This window comes from Pyrococcus woesei, assembly GCF_050496105.1.
GTDB lineage: Archaea > Methanobacteriota_B > Thermococci > Thermococcales > Thermococcaceae > Pyrococcus > Pyrococcus furiosus.
Genome location: NZ_CP179867.1, coordinates 1,797,910 through 1,812,385 on the forward strand (window position 1 = coordinate 1,797,910; position 14,476 = coordinate 1,812,385).

Genomic DNA, 14,476 nt, shown 5'->3' on the forward strand with positions numbered 1-14,476 from the left:
ATGGGTGTCCCAATTGGTGAGATTATACCAAGAAAAGAAATTGAGTTAGAAAACCTATACGGGAAAAAAATCGCAATCGACGCTCTTAATGCAATCTACCAATTTTTGTCCACAATAAGACAGAAAGATGGAACTCCACTTATGGATTCAAAGGGTAGAATAACCTCCCACCTAAGCGGGCTCTTTTACAGGACAATAAACCTAATGGAGGCTGGAATAAAACCTGTGTATGTTTTTGATGGAGAACCTCCAGAATTCAAAAAGAAAGAGCTCGAAAAAAGAAGAGAAGCGAGAGAGGAAGCTGAAGAAAAGTGGAGAGAAGCACTTGAAAAAGGAGAGATAGAGGAAGCAAGAAAATATGCCCAAAGAGCAACCAGGGTAAATGAAATGCTCATCGAGGATGCAAAAAAACTCTTAGAGCTTATGGGAATTCCTATAGTTCAAGCACCTAGCGAGGGAGAGGCCCAAGCTGCATATATGGCCGCAAAGGGGAGCGTGTATGCATCGGCTAGTCAAGATTACGATTCCCTACTTTTTGGAGCTCCAAGACTTGTTAGAAACTTAACAATAACAGGAAAAAGAAAGTTGCCTGGGAAAAATGTCTACGTCGAGATAAAGCCCGAGTTGATAATTTTGGAGGAAGTACTCAAGGAATTAAAGCTAACAAGAGAAAAGCTCATTGAACTAGCAATCCTCGTTGGAACAGACTACAACCCAGGAGGAATAAAGGGCATAGGCCTTAAAAAAGCTTTAGAGATTGTTAGACACTCAAAAGATCCGCTAGCAAAGTTCCAAAAGCAAAGCGATGTGGATTTATATGCAATAAAAGAGTTCTTCCTAAACCCACCAGTCACAGATAACTACAATTTAGTGTGGAGAGATCCCGACGAAGAGGGAATACTAAAGTTCTTATGTGACGAGCATGACTTTAGTGAGGAAAGAGTAAAGAATGGATTAGAGAGGCTTAAGAAGGCAATCAAAAGTGGAAAACAATCAACCCTTGAAAGTTGGTTCAAGAGATAACCTTAAAGTCTATTGCAATGTTATACTGACGCGGTGCATAGTTTCTAACTATTCTCTTTCCCAATATCTCAATTTTAAAGCTAAATTCATTTGCCACTTTCTCGATCTCCTTTATATGTTCCCCATAGGGATCACTTTCGGGACCAAACCCATAGTAGTGAATTACGCTCCCAGGTTTAGCGCTCTCAAAGGCATAAGGCAAGAAATCTTTAGCAAATTTAGGAAGGTTCATTATTATACGATCAGCTTTTATTAAGCCAGATACTTTTCGAACGTCTCCTAGTATTGGAATCACATTGAAGGACTTGTTTAATCTAATATTTTCTTCTAGATACTTTATAGCCCAGGGGTTAATGTCACATGCAAAAACAAGCTTTGCTTTCCTTGAGAGAAGAATAGAATATGGGCCAACCCCGGCAAACATGTCAAATACAACCTCTCCCTCTTTAGCCATGTTGAAAACCCGCATTCTTTCTGTAGCTAATCTCGGAGAGAAATACACTTTTGAAATATCTAACTTCAATCGAATCCCATTCTCTTTATGGAGAGTTTCAGTTCTATTTTCTCCAGCTAAGTGGATTAGTTCTCTAACCCTATATTCTCCCACGATTTTGCTCCCTTTAGCGAAGACACCTCGAATGCCTTTGTGAACTTTAAGAATAGCTTTTCCAATTTCCTTTTCATACCCTTTTAGCTCCTCTGGAATCTCAACTACTGCAAGATCACCAATTATATCAAATGAAGTGGGAAGATACCTTCTTAACTCTTCGGGGATATTAACGACTTCTTTGTAGCTCCTGGGCCTTATTTCTTTAGGTTCAAGGTCAGCTTCAATTATCTCAAATCCTTCTATAGGTTCCTTCACAGGAATTAGAAGAAAACCTCCCTCTCTTCTTATTTTATACCTTTCGTCAAATTTACCCAATTCGATGAGCTTTCTTCGAACTTGCTCTCCCAACTTCGTTGGAACCTTAACTGCCAACACCATCATACTTGGATTTATCTCCTCTCTTTTTCAATCTTTATGTTTAGATAGTATTTTACAATGTCTTCCACTTTTCTGAAGTCTCTCTTAGGCAAATTTAAAATTTCCCTTAACCTTTTATTTTCAGCCATTAATCCAGAAACTTGAATTGCAAGGTTCCTATTATCTGAAGAGATTTGAAAAAGCTTAAATTTCAAAGATGACCACTTACCCTCGACTTCATATAGCCTTTTCTCTAGTATCTCAACTTTTTTCTCGAGCTCTTTAATTTCCTTTTCTGTATGCTCTTCAAACTCAATATTTCCTTTTATGAAAATTTCTCTAAGAACTTTTTCAAGAGAGAAATCAAGCTCGTTAGAAATATTGATAACAAAATCCGAGATTTCAATAGTTATTTTAGCAAATCTACTTTTCTTGAATACTACTTTCATTTCTTAGCACGCCCCTTAGTTTTTGAGTTCTCAGCAGAAAGTTCTTCTCTAATTCTCATCAAAAGTTCCTTGTCCACTATGGCCTTCTCTTCGAATATCTTCAGTTCTTTATAACTTTCTTCAATCTCAGCAAGCTTTCTCTCTAGACTTGCTAATTTTTTTTACATAAAAATTTAAATCTCAAAGAGAGCAAATAAGACCTAAACATTTCCCTGTCTTTAAGCAATTCCAAGCCCTTCTCTTTGTTCTTTTTTATTGCTTCAAATTCTTCTTCATTCACCCAGATTTCCATCATAGCCACCTTAGCAATATATCAAGGCTTGCCAATGCTCTATAGGTATTCTGAAAGTTTGATATACCTAATTCATAACTTCTCCTAAACCCACCATTTTGATTTTGTAGAGACCTTATGAACTTAATATGAGCCTCAATGCATTTTGCTTTCCTTCCCAGCAGTTCTAATCCCCTTAGAGCATAGAATGTTGGCTCTATATATGGAGGTAGTGAATTGGGCACTTCAGTAAAGCCTCCCCAGTCTCCACAAACTTCACAAAGTTCAAAGTGTCTTGTATCTTCCCTTATTCCTAGGAAATCTAGAGTGTAGAGAGCCTGGTAAGTCATTGTGGTAGTTGGATGTGTTACTCCATATGCATCTCCCAGCTTGAATTTATGCACAAACTCTATGATTCCCTTTCTCATTTCATTAGAGGGATTGTAGTTTACTGCCTTCATAGCTCTCATTACCCAATAAGTTGCCTCCAAAGGTGTTGCTGTACCAAACTCCTCACTCCCTCCAAGACCTACTGCAAACTTATCCTCCATGGGATTATATTTTTTGAACAATAGATTCATTTTCTCCTCTGCCAAGTTCTTAGCTCCTAAAATTGAAAGCGCCTCAACTGCCATGGCAATAGCAACAGTAGCAGCCTGTGGTTTGGCTGAGCTATAAAGGAACTCAATTGTCTTTTCTTTTTCTGGAACTTCAATTCCCAGGAGTGAATATATCTTTACGGCATAGTAGGTATCATTTATGTTTGTATCATCAAGTTGGGAGACAAAACAGTAACCTCCATCCTCATGACGCCTTTTCTCAATATAGTTCAAAACCTTTTCCAAATTTATGTACCTAGAGAGCTTCGAGCCCATATTGCCACCTCCCTCAAGTTCTACAGAATAGGCGCCATCAGCCTCCCAACGGGAGGCGGTTCGGGCTCGAAGCCCCGGGCGGGCGCCATCACCCCAAAGAACCGTGGCCTAACCTACTCCCGTCACCGGTTTCAGTTCATCGACCACGGTTCCACTCTTGCTTTCCCCAATTATTTTAAAAGTTTTTAGATTATTAGATCAGAGGGGTGAGAGAATGAAGATAAAAGCAATCTCTTTAGACATTGATGGGACGATCACTTATCCGAATAGAATGATTCATGAAGAGGCATTACAAGCAATAAGAAAAGCGGAAAGTCTTGGAGTTCCAATTATGCTAGTAACTGGCAATACGGTTCAATTTGCGGAGGCTGCAAGCATCTTAATAGGAACTTCTGGACCTGTGGTTGCTGAAGATGGAGGAGCAATTTCTTACAAAAAGAAAAGAATTTTCCTAACTAGTATGGATGAAGAATGGATACTTTGGGGTGAGCTAAAGAAGAGGTTTCCCAACGTAAAAACTAGTCACACAATGCCAGACAGAAGAGCAGGTTTAGTGATTATGAGAGAGACGATAGATGTTGAAACGGTAAGAAAGCTCATTAAGGAGCTCAACTTAAATTTAGTGGCCGTTGATTCAGGATTTGCAATCCATGTGAAGAAGCCTTGGATAAATAAAGGAAGTGGAATAGAAAAGGCGTGTGAACTACTGGGGCTAAATCCAAAAGAAGTTGCTCATGTTGGAGATGGAGAAAATGATCTTGACGCTTTCAAAGTTGTTGGGTACAGAATTGCCGTTGCCCAAGCTCCGAAAATTCTTAAAGAAAATGCAGATTATATAACACAAAATGAATATGGAAAAGGAGGAGCAGAGGCAATATACCACATATTAGAAAAATTTGGATACATATAAAGGGGAGGACTCCATGAACATTAAGTTCCTTCAAGAGAGCAAGAGGAACCGAAGATATAGATACAATAATTGCCAGAATATCATTTGAAAAATTCAAAAAATTATATAATGACTTCATCTCCTCTAATTTTGAATTCTTAAATGGAGACAATCCCAAAGACCTTTATGAAATGCTTCAAGAAGGTTTGCCCTTAAGGATATCAAAAAAGGGCAAAATATTCCCAAATCTTGAAGTAAAGTTTCCAAGAAAATGAAATTCACTTAATAGCCCTGAAAGAAAGGATCCTCGTTAAAGCAGGAAAATTAAACGTTTATATTCCACCAATAGAACTTCAGATAGCATACAAACTTTATCTAGGAAGTGATAAGGACTATGAAGACGCATATTTCCTTTATGAGCTATTTAAAGATGTTATAGATAGAGAAAAACTCAAAAGATTCTGCAAAAAATTAGGGGTGAATCCAATTGAATAGAGAAATGAGTGAGAGGATAGAATACATAAAGCTCTATGTTGAGTAGTTAAAGAGAACTCCTAACGAAATTTGGAGCAAAGAACAGGCCGAATTTATTAATGCTCTACTCGAAAACGCCAATAATTTTCCATTAGATAAGAAAAAATATGTAGAATCAAAGAAAAGTTTAGAAGAGACTAGTGGATCTTATATCCATACCTCTCACTGACTACCCTTATTGCTTCCTCAAATATGTCAAGTCCTATCTTGGCCTCCTCTTCGCTGATTATTAGTGGTGGAATTAGTCTTATGGCACTCTTTCCACACCCTAGCAATGCTAGACCTCTCTTAAGAGCCTCAACTACTACTTCATTTCTCTCCTTAGTTGCATATTCCTTGGTCTTTCTGTCCTTTACGAATTCTACACCCCATGCAAGGCCTATACCTCTGACATCTCCTATGATCTCATACTTCTCCTTCATTTCTTCAAGTCTCTCCCTGAACAGGGGCTCTAATTTCTGGACATTCTCTAACAATCCATTCTCCAACTCCTCCATTACTGCAAGTGCAGCTGCTGCGGCTACGGCATTTCCTCCAAAGGTATTGCTGTGCACTCCACTAACTCCAAAGTCCAAATCCTTTCTGAAGATTGTAGCTCCAATTGGAATGCCTCCACCAAGAGCCTTTGCTGTAGTGATGATATCTGGGGCTATTCCAAAGTGCTCAATTGCCCACATCTTTCCAGTTCTACCAATTCCCATTTGAACCTCGTCATCAATTAAGAGTATGCCGTACTTGTCAGCCAGCTTCTTTAGTTCCTTGAAGAAGTTCCTTGGGGGAACGACGTAACCACCCTCTCCCTGAATTGGCTCAAAGACTATTCCTGCAACCTCTTCTGCTGGAACATAGTGACTAAAGAGATATTCCTCTATGTACTCCAGAACTCTATTTATGAGTTCGTCTGGGTTCTCATAACCATCAATGTGCCAGGGATTTCTGTATGGGTTTGGATAAGGAACGTGCTCAACACCAGGCATTGTTGGGAACATCCTGCTCCTCTGAACGGGCTTACTAGCGGTGAGGCTCATTGTTCCATGAGTTCTTCCGTGGAATGCCCCTATAAATGCAATGAACATCTTTCTGTTTGTGGACCACTTTGCTATCTTTAGTGCTGCCTCGTTGGCCTCAGTTCCACTGTTGCTCAAGAATACTTTCTTCTCGAAATCTCCAGGTGTTATTTGAACAAGCTTTTCTGCCAAGGCAACTTGATATGGATTATAGTAGTCTGTTCCAGCAGCATGAAGAACTAAGTCCAACTGCTTCTTTATGGCCTCAACAACCCTAGGATTCCTTAATCCAACATTGAGAACACCAATTCCTGAAGAGAAGTCGAGGATTACATTTCCATCCACATCAATCCAGTAAACTCCCTCCGCTCTCTCAATAACTAAGAAGTACTCATTGGGATCATTGGTGGTAGTTGCCATGTATTTGTGGTGTTTCTCTATTATTTCTCTCGCCTTTGGACCTGGGATTTCTTTAACATTTGGCCTTAACTCCATATTTCATCACCAGGAAATAGTGGATGAGCACACTTTTAACCTTAAGCTCGAAAATGAGCACTTTTGTTCGAAAAATTTTCGAAAAATAAGGAAGACCAGGAGAAGAATTACTCAACATCCTTTTTGTTCCAGTTCTCTAGGAATTCTTTTGCAGAGTTGGCAGCTATGGCTCCTTGTCCCACTGCAACTGCAATCTGCTTGAAAACATTTGTGATGTCTCCTGCTGCAAATATACCAGGAACCTTTGTCCTCATGTACATATCTACCTTTATATAGCCGTATTCATCAGTGATCCCCAGATGTTTTACAAAGTCTGTCTTTGGCTCGTATCCGATAAAGATAAACACACCATCAACTTTTTTCTCGAATGTTTCTCCTGTCTTAACGTTCTTCAGAACTACACTTTCCACTTTATCTTTTCCTCTAATTTCAGTAACAACGGTGTTAAGTATCGCAGGAATTCCTGCCTCCCTAAATCTATCTTGAAGTATCTTATCTGCCCTGAATTTATCTCTTCTGTGAACCAAGGTAACTTTAACTCCTATACTGTGAAGATATAGAGCCTCCTGTAAGGCAGTATTTCCTCCACCAACAACAATTACCTCTTTACCAACAAATAGAGGGCCATCACAGGTAGCACAGTAGCTAACTCCCCTACCAGTGAACTCTTTCTCTCCTGGGACGTTTAATTTCCTTGGTTCTGCTCCAACGGCTATTATCACAGTTCTCGACTTATATTCCATACCGTTTGCAGTCTTTATTGTGAACTTACATGGTCCTTCATAATATGCACATTCGGCTGGGTCAATTCTTACTACTTCATCAAAAATTACATCTACCCCATACTTCCTTACTTGCTCGTACATTCTTTTTGAAAGCTCTGCTCCACTTATCCCTTCTGGAAATCCTGGATAATTTTCTATTAGGTCTGTCAATGCCATATTTCCACCAAGATCTTTTGTGATGATGAGTGTATCAAGTCCAAATCTTGCAGCATAAATTGCTGCTGTGTATCCAGCTGGACCAGCTCCGATGATAATAACATCCCATACTTTGCTAGTATCAACACTACTCTTTGTTAATCCTCCTAAACTGAACATGTCCTCACCTCCTGCCCTAACTTGGTGGTGCCTACTTAAAAGCATTTTGGAACATTTGTGAGTAATTCCATAAAACATATGTTATAAACCAAAAGTTAAATACCTTTATTTTCAATTCAATGCTTCAAAAAAACCTTTTTAATGTTTCAAAGCCAATACGAATTTGGAGAGAGGAAAATATGGCACTAAAATACCGTTTCAAACCAAATGTTAAGGAGGTTTGGCGATGTCCTTCATAACAGCATTTATATGGGCTTACTTCCTCTGGCTTGTTTTAACAGCAGGGAGTAAAGGAATGCTATGGAGTACCCAGGAACTCATAGCTGGACTGATATTTGCCTCAATAGTAGGGTATTCAACCAGAAACATTATCGGAGAAAAAGCCTCACGGTTCTTAAATCCAGTAAAATGGATACTATTTGTTGCTTATGCTCCTGTCCTATTCTGGGGAATGGTAAAAGCAAACTTAGATGTCGCTTACAGAGTTATCACAGGGAAAATAAGGCCCGGAATTGTTAGAGTTCCAGTAGAGTTAGAGAACGATGCTCAGTACACAATTTTGTCCAACTCAATAACCCTCACCCCAGGTACCCTAACCGTTGAAGCATGCCCAGAGGAGAAAGCTCTCTACGTTCACTGGATAAACATTCCAGAAGGTTTAGAATGGCCTGAAAACTCAGAACCCGTCTCTGGACCATTTGAAAAATGGGCTAGGAGGTTAGGGGCATGATATTCTTTTATGCAACTCTCCTAATAGGAATTGCCGGAATCATAACATTCATCAGACTAGCCTTAGGCCCCACAGTCCCAGATAGAGTTGTTGCGGTCGATACGCTAAACACCCTCATTGTTGCGATAATGCTTCTCCTGGGGGCAGCTTATGAAAGAGCAATATACATTGACATAGCGATAGTATACGCTCTTCTAAGCTATGTCGGAACCCTTGTTATAGCAAAATATCTGCAGGGGGGATTGCAATGATTGCATATTATCTCATAATAGCATTCCTGGGAATTAGTGTTACCTTTAACATGCTTGGGAGCATAGCCCTCCACAGATTTCCGGACGTTTATACAAGGCTTCATGGAGCAACAAAATGTACAACCTTCGGAACGATCTTCGCCGCTTTAGCTGTCATAACACACGCAATAGTGAAACTTCAAGCCACAGGAAATCCAAAGTACCTCCAGATGGCAATACACAGCTTTGTTGCAATGTTAGCATTGCTATTAACTAACCCAGTTGGTGCCCACGCAATAGCAAAGGCAGCACACAAGACAGGGTATCTACCAAAGAGAGCTGTTGTTGATGCATATCTCGAAAAAGAAAGGGGTGAGAAAAATGAATCTTGACATGATTATTCAGTTCATCGTATTGGGAGGAATTATACTTTCCTCAGTCTTAATGATCGTTACAAGAGACCTCCTTGTTGCAGTATTGGCTTCTGCAGCCATGAGCCTACTCTTGAGCTTGGAATTCTACATGCTCCACGCTCCAGATGTTGCCATAGCTGAAGCTGCAGTTGGGGCTGGGGTTGTTACTGCTTTGGTTATGTATGCCATCTCAAAAACAGAGAGATGGGAGCGTGAAGCCCCATGAAAAGAGCTTTAGGATTCCTTTCATTGCTTGTAATATTTGCTAGCCTTTTGGTGGCCCTAAGCCCAGAATACGGGATAAAGTTTGGAGTTGGAGGAGAGGACTGGCTAAAATACAGATACACAGACAACTATTACATTGAACATGGAATTGAGGAAGTGGGGGGAACAAACATAGTCACGGACATAGTGTTTGACTACAGAGGATACGATACCTTGGGTGAAGCTACTGTTCTCTTTACGGCCATAGCAGGTGCAGTGGCACTCTTAAGACCCTGGAGGAGGGAGGAGAATGAATGAAGATATGGGAGTTATAGTTAGAACTAACGCGAGGGCTTTGATACCTTTCATAGGAATATTCGGAGCTTACATAGTTACGCATGGTCACCTTACCCCAGGTGGTGGATTCCAGGGAGGAGCAACTATAGCCGGAGCTGGAGTGCTATTCCTGATCGCCTTTGGAGTTAAAGCCGCGAAAGAAAAGATAAACAAAAATCTATACTCAGCGCTCGAAGGACTTGGCGGTTTAGTCTTCCTGGGAGCAGCAATGCTAGGTTTAAGTGTGGCATTCTTCTACAACATTCTATGGCACGAAGGACCCATCTTCAATAGCTCTCCTGGGACTCTTCTGTCTGCAGGATTCCTCCCCATAATGAACTTGGGGGTTGGGCTGAAGGTGTTCACAGGCCTAGTATCAGCTCTATTTGCCCTCAGCGTATTTAGGAGGTGGAAGTCATGATCGCATTTCAATATCTAACGGCAACAATTATGATTTTACTAGGAATTTACGCCTTACTTTACAAGAGGAACTTGATTAAATTAGTACTTGCTCTCAACCTAATTGACTCCGGAATACACCTTCTCCTGATAAGTGAAGGATACAGAATGGAAAACGGAATACCTCCAACTGCCCCAATATACACCGGGTATGAAGGAGGAGCGATGGTGGCTCCAATTCCCCAAGCATTAGTTCTCACAAGCATAGTTATTGGAGTATGTGTGCTATCCTTAGCTATTGCCCTTACTGTCAACGCATACAGGCATTATGGAACTTTGGATGTAACAAAGCTTAGGAGGTTGAGAGGATGACCTGGTTACCATTCATCATTATCATTCCCCTCTTAGGGGCATTTTCAATGCCTATAGTGAGCCTACTAAAGGGCAAAGCAAAGGAAATTTGGGCGTCTATGATAAGTTTTGCAACCCTCATTGTCGGAATACAAGTCTTTAGAGAAGTCTGGAGCAAAGGGACAATAGTCTATACGTTAGGAGCACCAAATCCCTTTGGAAAAGCAACGTTCCCAATTAGAATAGTCTGGGAAGTTGACAAGTTTGGGGCCCTAATGGTTCTAATAGTGACTTTCGTTAGTTTCCTAGCGGTCATATACTCTATTGAGTATATGAAGCACGACACTGGACTAGAGAAGTTCTACACCCTAATCTTAATACTAGAGCTTGGGATGCTCGGAATAGCGATAACTGGAGATATATTCAACTTCTATGTCTTCCTAGAGATAATGAGCATCGCAAGCTATGCACTTGTTGCATTCAGGAATGACACATGGGAAGGAATTGAAGCCGGCATAAAGTACATGTTTGCAGGGTCATTGGCAAGTAGCTTTGTTCTTCTGGGGATAGCCCTTCTCTATGGGCAATATGGAACACTTACCATGGGTTATCTTGCTGTAAAGATTGCGGAAAACCCAACAATAGTAGCGAAAGTTGCCCTTGCCCTCTTCATAGGTGGATTACTCTTCAAGAGTGGTGCTGCTCCAGTTCACATGTGGCTAGCAGATGCACACCCAGCCGCTCCAAGCTCAATCTCAGCAATGCTTTCAGGTCTCGTAATTAAGATAGGAGGAATTTACGCAATAGCAAGGATAGTGTTCAGCATATTCTCTCCAACGATAAATCTTGGGACAATAGGGTGGATAATAATAATCTTCGCATGCATTACTCTAATAGTTGGAAACGCAATGGCAGTTGTGCAAGAAGACTTGAAGAGACTGCTCGCATATTCTTCAGTGGGACAGATTGGCTACATTCTCCTGGGACTCGGAATAGGAATGGTGGCTTATGGAACTAGAGTAGGTGAAATAGCATTGGCAGGTGCAATATACCACACTGTAAATCATGCGCTAATGAAGGCACTCCTCTTCCTTGTTGCAGGTGCTGTCATTCACGAAATTGGAACTAGAAACATGAACGAGCTGAGCGGATTGGCAAAGACGATGCCAAAAACAACCTTTGCCTTTCTGATTGGAGCAGCTGCAATTGTTGGTCTACCTCCTCTAAATGGATTTGCAAGTAAGTGGCTTATCTACGAAAGCTCAGCTCTGTTCAATCCAATATTAGGTGCAATTGCTGTCATTGGGACAGTGTTTTGTACAGCAGCCTATGTAAGGGCATTATTCACATTCTTCGGAAGGCCAAGTGAAAAGGTCACGAATGCAAGAGACCCAGGAATAGCTATGATGCTTCCAATGATAATTCTTGTAGTGACAATAATAGTCATGGGCTTCTTCCCATGGCAAATAAGTGACAGAATAATGGTTCCAACAGCGAGAGCCCTTTGGGATGTAATTGACTATATTTCATCCTTAATGGGAGGTGGATGAAATGTTTGGATACTGGGATCCCCTCTATTTTATCATCGTATTTATCATTGGCCTAATACTTGCATATCTATTGAACTTATGGGCCAAGAAGAGTGGAATGGGAACAAGGGAAGTGGGAGAAGGAACAAAAATATTCATAAGTGGTGAGGATCCAGAAAAAGTAATCCCAGGATTCGAGCATCTTGAAGGATACTACACAGGAAGAAACACAATGTGGGGACTTGTAAATGGTGTGAAGAAGTTCTTTGCCACGCTAAAAAATGACCATACTGGATTACTGCCCGATTATGTCAGCTATCTCCTAATGACAACTGCATTTATCCTCGTTATACTCCTACTAAGGGGGTGATAATTTGACTAACAATTCGGAGAGAAAAAGGTTGGAGAAGAGAATTGCCCAACTATGTAAGTTCATTGGAAGGTCCCCCTGGGTCTTTCACGTAAACTCAGGTTCATGTAATGGATGTGACATTGAGATAATCGCAGCATTAACTCCAAGATATGATGCGGAAAGATTTGGAGTAAAGCTAGTGGGAAGTCCAAGACATGCCGACATTCTTTTAGTCACCGGTCCAGTTACAAACCAAAGCCTCGAGAGAGTAAAGCTAGTGTATGAACAAACACCAGATCCCAAGATAGTAATAGCCATTGGAGCCTGCCCAACTGGAGGAAGCGTCTTCTATGAAAGCCCATTTACAAATGCCCCACTTGACAGGATAATCCCAGTAGACGTCTTTGTCCCAGGATGTCCACCTAGGCCAGAGGCAATTCTCCATGGAGTCGTATTAGCTCTAGAAAAGCTTGCCAAGATGATAAAAGGTGAAGTTCCGCCTGAGGAAGGTGAGGAAAATGAGTAAAGCTGAAATGGTTGCAAATAAGATAAAGGAGAGGTTTCCAAACGCTGAAGTTGTAGTAAAAACCAACAAGTGGGGAAGAGAAAGAGTCTGGGTTAGAATATCTAGAGAGGAATACAAAGAGCTAATGAAATTTATAAGGGAACTTGACCCCGAAGCCCACTATTCAATTGGAATCGAGCAAGATTGGGGAGATGAGCTTGGATTTCTGAATCATATCCTCTTATTCTACGACGAGCCCCCTGGGGTATCTCTGCTAATTGATGTCCATGCTCCAAAAGATAATCCCGTACTACCAGACACTAGCGATATATTCCCAATATCATTGCAATTTGAAAGGGAAGGAATGGAAATGGTGGGGCTTGACTTTGAAGGAGCTCCAGATAAGAGAAGACTCTTCTTACCAGACGACTTCCCAGAGGGAATATACCCATTAAGAACTGATGAAAAAGGTGTTCCGGAGGAGATGGTCAAAAACGCTGGCCACCCATACCTTCTCAGGAGGGAGAAGAAATGAAGAAGGTCGAATATTGGGTTAAAATCCCCTTTGGTCCCATTCATCCAGGATTAGAAGAGCCAGAAAAGTTCATCATAACCCTAGATGGAGAGAGAATAGTAAACGTTGATGTAAAGCTTGGATATAACCTCAGAGGTGTGCAATGGATAGGAATGAGAAGAAACTACGTCCAGATCATGTATCTGGCAGAGAGAATGTGTGGAATTTGCTCCTTTTCCCATAACCACACATACGTAAGAGCTGTTGAAGAGATGGCCGGAATAGAGGTTCCAGAGAGAGCAGAATATATCAGAGTTATAGTGGGGGAGCTCGAGAGAATTCACTCCCACCTCTTGAATCTCGGAGTAGTGGGGCACGACATTGGATATGACACAGTCCTCCATCTAACATGGTTGGCTAGAGAAAGAGTAATGGATGTCCTAGAAGCTGTTAGTGGAAACAGAGTTAACTACTCCATGGTAACCATTGGAGGAGTCAGAAGGGATATAGGAGAGAAACAAAAACGACTAATTTTGGATATGATAAAATACTACAGAGAGGTTCTCCCACAAATAGAAGACGTTTTTCTCCATGACTCAACAATTGAGGCAAGATTAAGGGATGTTGCAGTTGTTCCAAAAAAGCTTGCAATAGAGATGGGTGCCGTTGGCCCAACGGCGAGAGGAAGTGGGATTAAAGAGGATTCTAGATGGAGTGAGCAACTAGGAGTTTATCCCGACCTGGGAATAAAACCAGTAACGCCCGAAGACGTTACTGGAGAAAAGGCCAGAGGAGATGTTTATGACAGAATGGCCGTAAGAATTGGGGAGCTATGGATGAGTTTAGATTTGCTGGAACATGCACTCGATCAGATGCCGGAAGGAAAGATAAAAACATTCCCCAAAGACAATATCTTAGTAGCTAAGCTGAAGCTCCTTGGAGATGGAGAAGGAATAGGAAGGTACGAAGCTCCTAGAGGAGAGCTAGTCCACTACGTGAGAGGACAAAAGGGAAGAGATGGGCCTGTAAGGTGGAAACCAAGAGAGCCAACCTTCCCGAATCTATTCACAATCGCAAAGGCTCTAGAAGGAAATGAGCTTGCGGACTTAGTTGTTGCCATAGCTTCAATAGATCCATGTCTAAGCTGTACAGACAGAGTAGCCATAGTAAAAGAAGGAAAGAAGGTAGTTCTAACTGAAAAGGATCTATTAAAGCTTTCTATTGAAAAGACAAAGGAGATCAACCCAAACGTAAAGGGAGATCCTACACCTACTGGAATTGGATGTTCTAGGGGGGTGTGAAT

At 41.1% G+C, this 14,476-nt stretch carries 20 protein-coding genes and 1 riboswitch; of the genes, 14 read left to right on the forward strand and 6 right to left on the reverse strand.

Going from position 1 to position 14,476, the window contains the following annotated elements:
• Nucleotides 1-1,023 carry a flap endonuclease-1 gene (fen, locus tag ACMFNG_RS09955; RefSeq protein WP_011012561.1) on the forward strand — a complete coding sequence of 341 codons (1,023 nt, stop codon included), beginning with the start codon at nt 1-3 and terminating at the stop codon, nt 1,021-1,023.
• Here the strand turns inward: fen and trm5b are convergent.
• The 4 genes from trm5b to ACMFNG_RS09975 all read right to left on the reverse strand — a co-directional run bounded on the left by trm5b (nt 1,013) and on the right by ACMFNG_RS09975 (nt 3,585).
• The gene (gene trm5b / locus ACMFNG_RS09960) at nt 1,013-2,011 is read right to left on the reverse strand and encodes a tRNA (guanine(37)-N1)-methyltransferase Trm5b (protein WP_193328789.1); all 999 of its coding nucleotides are present in this window, start codon (nt 2,009-2,011) and stop codon (nt 1,013-1,015) included. The two genes, fen and trm5b, sit on opposite strands and share 11 nt — an antisense overlap.
• 11 nt (nt 2,012-2,022) lie before the next feature.
• Nucleotides 2,023-2,439: a hypothetical protein gene (locus tag ACMFNG_RS09965; protein ID WP_011012563.1), complete on the reverse strand. Its 417-nt coding sequence runs from the start codon at nt 2,437-2,439 to the stop codon at nt 2,023-2,025.
• A gap of 151 nt (nt 2,440-2,590) precedes the next feature.
• Nucleotides 2,591-2,731 carry a hypothetical protein gene (locus tag ACMFNG_RS09970; protein ID WP_014835408.1) on the reverse strand — a complete coding sequence of 47 codons (141 nt, stop codon included), beginning with the start codon at nt 2,729-2,731 and terminating at the stop codon, nt 2,591-2,593.
• Nucleotides 2,731-3,585 carry a prenyltransferase/squalene oxidase repeat-containing protein gene (locus tag ACMFNG_RS09975; protein WP_011012565.1) on the reverse strand — a complete coding sequence of 285 codons (855 nt, stop codon included), beginning with the start codon at nt 3,583-3,585 and terminating at the stop codon, nt 2,731-2,733. Before ACMFNG_RS09975 ends, ACMFNG_RS09970 begins: the two co-directional genes overlap by 1 nt.
• Before the next feature lie 21 nt (nt 3,586-3,606).
• Nucleotides 3,607-3,687: riboswitch (Fluoride riboswitch) on the reverse strand.
• 112 nt (nt 3,688-3,799) lie between these two features.
• On the opposite strand from ACMFNG_RS09975, the gene ACMFNG_RS09980 reads away from it, so the two are divergent.
• Nucleotides 3,800-4,495 (forward strand): phosphoglycolate phosphatase, encoded by a 696-nt coding sequence (locus tag ACMFNG_RS09980; protein WP_011012566.1) that lies wholly within the window; start codon nt 3,800-3,802, stop codon nt 4,493-4,495.
• 650 nt (nt 4,496-5,145) lie between these two features.
• On the opposite strand, the gene ACMFNG_RS09985 is transcribed toward ACMFNG_RS09980, so the two are convergent.
• Together ACMFNG_RS09985 and trxB are read right to left on the reverse strand one after the other, a co-directional pair.
• Entirely contained in the window at nt 5,146-6,510 is a 1,365-nt protein-coding gene (locus ACMFNG_RS09985) for an acetyl ornithine aminotransferase family protein (protein WP_011012568.1), read from the reverse strand.
• Between the two features lie 107 nt (nt 6,511-6,617).
• Nucleotides 6,618-7,610, reverse strand: a complete 993-nt coding sequence (gene trxB, locus ACMFNG_RS09990; protein WP_014835409.1) for a thioredoxin-disulfide reductase — start codon at nt 7,608-7,610, stop codon at nt 6,618-6,620.
• Between the two features lie 226 nt (nt 7,611-7,836).
• Here trxB and ACMFNG_RS09995 point away from each other — a divergent pair, with 226 nt between their 5' ends.
• Genes ACMFNG_RS09995 through ACMFNG_RS10050 form a run of 12 tightly spaced genes read left to right on the forward strand, consistent with a single transcriptional unit; the run spans nt 7,837 to nt 14,474 of the window.
• A complete protein-coding gene (locus ACMFNG_RS09995; RefSeq protein WP_011012570.1) occupies nt 7,837-8,340 on the forward strand; it encodes a monovalent cation/H+ antiporter subunit E in 504 nt (167 codons plus the stop codon).
• Entirely contained in the window at nt 8,337-8,591 is a 255-nt protein-coding gene (locus tag ACMFNG_RS10000; protein ID WP_011012571.1) for a cation:proton antiporter, read from the forward strand. The genes ACMFNG_RS09995 and ACMFNG_RS10000 overlap by 4 nt, the downstream gene beginning before the upstream one ends.
• Nucleotides 8,588-8,962: a monovalent cation/H(+) antiporter subunit G gene (gene mnhG / locus ACMFNG_RS10005; RefSeq protein WP_011012572.1), complete on the forward strand. Its 375-nt coding sequence runs from the start codon at nt 8,588-8,590 to the stop codon at nt 8,960-8,962. Before ACMFNG_RS10000 ends, mnhG begins: the two co-directional genes overlap by 4 nt.
• Entirely contained in the window at nt 8,952-9,209 is a 258-nt protein-coding gene (locus ACMFNG_RS10010; protein ID WP_048059061.1) for a DUF4040 domain-containing protein, read from the forward strand. The genes mnhG and ACMFNG_RS10010 overlap by 11 nt, the downstream gene beginning before the upstream one ends.
• Nucleotides 9,206-9,505 (forward strand): hydrogen gas-evolving membrane-bound hydrogenase subunit E, encoded by a 300-nt coding sequence (mbhE, locus tag ACMFNG_RS10015; RefSeq protein ID WP_011012574.1) that lies wholly within the window; start codon nt 9,206-9,208, stop codon nt 9,503-9,505. The genes ACMFNG_RS10010 and mbhE overlap by 4 nt, the downstream gene beginning before the upstream one ends.
• A complete protein-coding gene (locus ACMFNG_RS10020) occupies nt 9,498-9,944 on the forward strand; it encodes a Na(+)/H(+) antiporter subunit B (RefSeq protein ID WP_011012575.1) in 447 nt (148 codons plus the stop codon). Before mbhE ends, ACMFNG_RS10020 begins: the two co-directional genes overlap by 8 nt.
• Nucleotides 9,941-10,294: an NADH-quinone oxidoreductase subunit K gene (locus tag ACMFNG_RS10025; protein WP_011012576.1), complete on the forward strand. Its 354-nt coding sequence runs from the start codon at nt 9,941-9,943 to the stop codon at nt 10,292-10,294. Before ACMFNG_RS10020 ends, ACMFNG_RS10025 begins: the two co-directional genes overlap by 4 nt.
• The gene (locus ACMFNG_RS10030) at nt 10,291-11,823 is read left to right on the forward strand and encodes a proton-conducting transporter membrane subunit (RefSeq protein WP_011012577.1); all 1,533 of its coding nucleotides are present in this window, start codon (nt 10,291-10,293) and stop codon (nt 11,821-11,823) included. The genes ACMFNG_RS10025 and ACMFNG_RS10030 overlap by 4 nt, the downstream gene beginning before the upstream one ends.
• 1 nt (nt 11,824) lies before the next feature.
• Entirely contained in the window at nt 11,825-12,172 is a 348-nt protein-coding gene (locus tag ACMFNG_RS10035; protein WP_014835411.1) for a hypothetical protein, read from the forward strand.
• A 4-nt stretch (nt 12,173-12,176) separates the two neighbouring features.
• On the forward strand, nt 12,177-12,680 hold the full coding sequence (locus tag ACMFNG_RS10040; RefSeq protein WP_011012579.1) for an NADH-quinone oxidoreductase subunit B family protein: 504 nt from the start codon (nt 12,177-12,179) through the stop codon (nt 12,678-12,680).
• Nucleotides 12,673-13,194 (forward strand): NADH-quinone oxidoreductase subunit C, encoded by a 522-nt coding sequence (locus tag ACMFNG_RS10045; protein ID WP_011012580.1) that lies wholly within the window; start codon nt 12,673-12,675, stop codon nt 13,192-13,194. Before ACMFNG_RS10040 ends, ACMFNG_RS10045 begins: the two co-directional genes overlap by 8 nt.
• Complete coding sequence (locus tag ACMFNG_RS10050; RefSeq protein ID WP_011012581.1) at nt 13,191-14,474, forward strand: nickel-dependent hydrogenase large subunit; 1,284 nt, start codon at nt 13,191-13,193, stop codon at nt 14,472-14,474. The genes ACMFNG_RS10045 and ACMFNG_RS10050 overlap by 4 nt, the downstream gene beginning before the upstream one ends.
• Nucleotides 14,475-14,476: the final 2 nt, after the last annotated feature.

Coding starts and splice junctions, on each gene's coding strand:
- fen (WP_011012561.1), top strand. CDS start 1: ATGGGTGTCCCAATTGGTGAGATTATACCAAGAAAAGAAATTGAGTTA.
- mbhE (WP_011012574.1), top strand. CDS start 9,206: ATGAAAAGAGCTTTAGGATTCCTTTCATTGCTTGTAATATTTGCTAGC.
- ACMFNG_RS10000 (WP_011012571.1), top strand. CDS start 8,337: ATGATATTCTTTTATGCAACTCTCCTAATAGGAATTGCCGGAATCATA.
- trxB (WP_014835409.1), bottom strand. CDS start 7,610: ATGTTCAGTTTAGGAGGATTAACAAAGAGTAGTGTTGATACTAGCAAA.
- ACMFNG_RS09995 (WP_011012570.1), top strand. CDS start 7,837: ATGTCCTTCATAACAGCATTTATATGGGCTTACTTCCTCTGGCTTGTT.
- ACMFNG_RS10010 (WP_048059061.1), top strand. CDS start 8,952: ATGAATCTTGACATGATTATTCAGTTCATCGTATTGGGAGGAATTATA.
- trm5b (WP_193328789.1), bottom strand. CDS start 2,011: ATGGTGTTGGCAGTTAAGGTTCCAACGAAGTTGGGAGAGCAAGTTCGA.
- ACMFNG_RS09970 (WP_014835408.1), bottom strand. CDS start 2,731: ATGGAAATCTGGGTGAATGAAGAAGAATTTGAAGCAATAAAAAAGAAC.
- ACMFNG_RS09985 (WP_011012568.1), bottom strand. CDS start 6,510: ATGGAGTTAAGGCCAAATGTTAAAGAAATCCCAGGTCCAAAGGCGAGA.
- ACMFNG_RS09980 (WP_011012566.1), top strand. CDS start 3,800: ATGAAGATAAAAGCAATCTCTTTAGACATTGATGGGACGATCACTTAT.
- ACMFNG_RS10020 (WP_011012575.1), top strand. CDS start 9,498: ATGAATGAAGATATGGGAGTTATAGTTAGAACTAACGCGAGGGCTTTG.
- ACMFNG_RS09965 (WP_011012563.1), bottom strand. CDS start 2,439: ATGAAAGTAGTATTCAAGAAAAGTAGATTTGCTAAAATAACTATTGAA.
- ACMFNG_RS10035 (WP_014835411.1), top strand. CDS start 11,825: ATGTTTGGATACTGGGATCCCCTCTATTTTATCATCGTATTTATCATT.
- ACMFNG_RS10050 (WP_011012581.1), top strand. CDS start 13,191: ATGAAGAAGGTCGAATATTGGGTTAAAATCCCCTTTGGTCCCATTCAT.
- ACMFNG_RS10045 (WP_011012580.1), top strand. CDS start 12,673: ATGAGTAAAGCTGAAATGGTTGCAAATAAGATAAAGGAGAGGTTTCCA.
- ACMFNG_RS10025 (WP_011012576.1), top strand. CDS start 9,941: ATGATCGCATTTCAATATCTAACGGCAACAATTATGATTTTACTAGGA.
- ACMFNG_RS09975 (WP_011012565.1), bottom strand. CDS start 3,585: ATGGGCTCGAAGCTCTCTAGGTACATAAATTTGGAAAAGGTTTTGAAC.
- mnhG (WP_011012572.1), top strand. CDS start 8,588: ATGATTGCATATTATCTCATAATAGCATTCCTGGGAATTAGTGTTACC.
- ACMFNG_RS10030 (WP_011012577.1), top strand. CDS start 10,291: ATGACCTGGTTACCATTCATCATTATCATTCCCCTCTTAGGGGCATTT.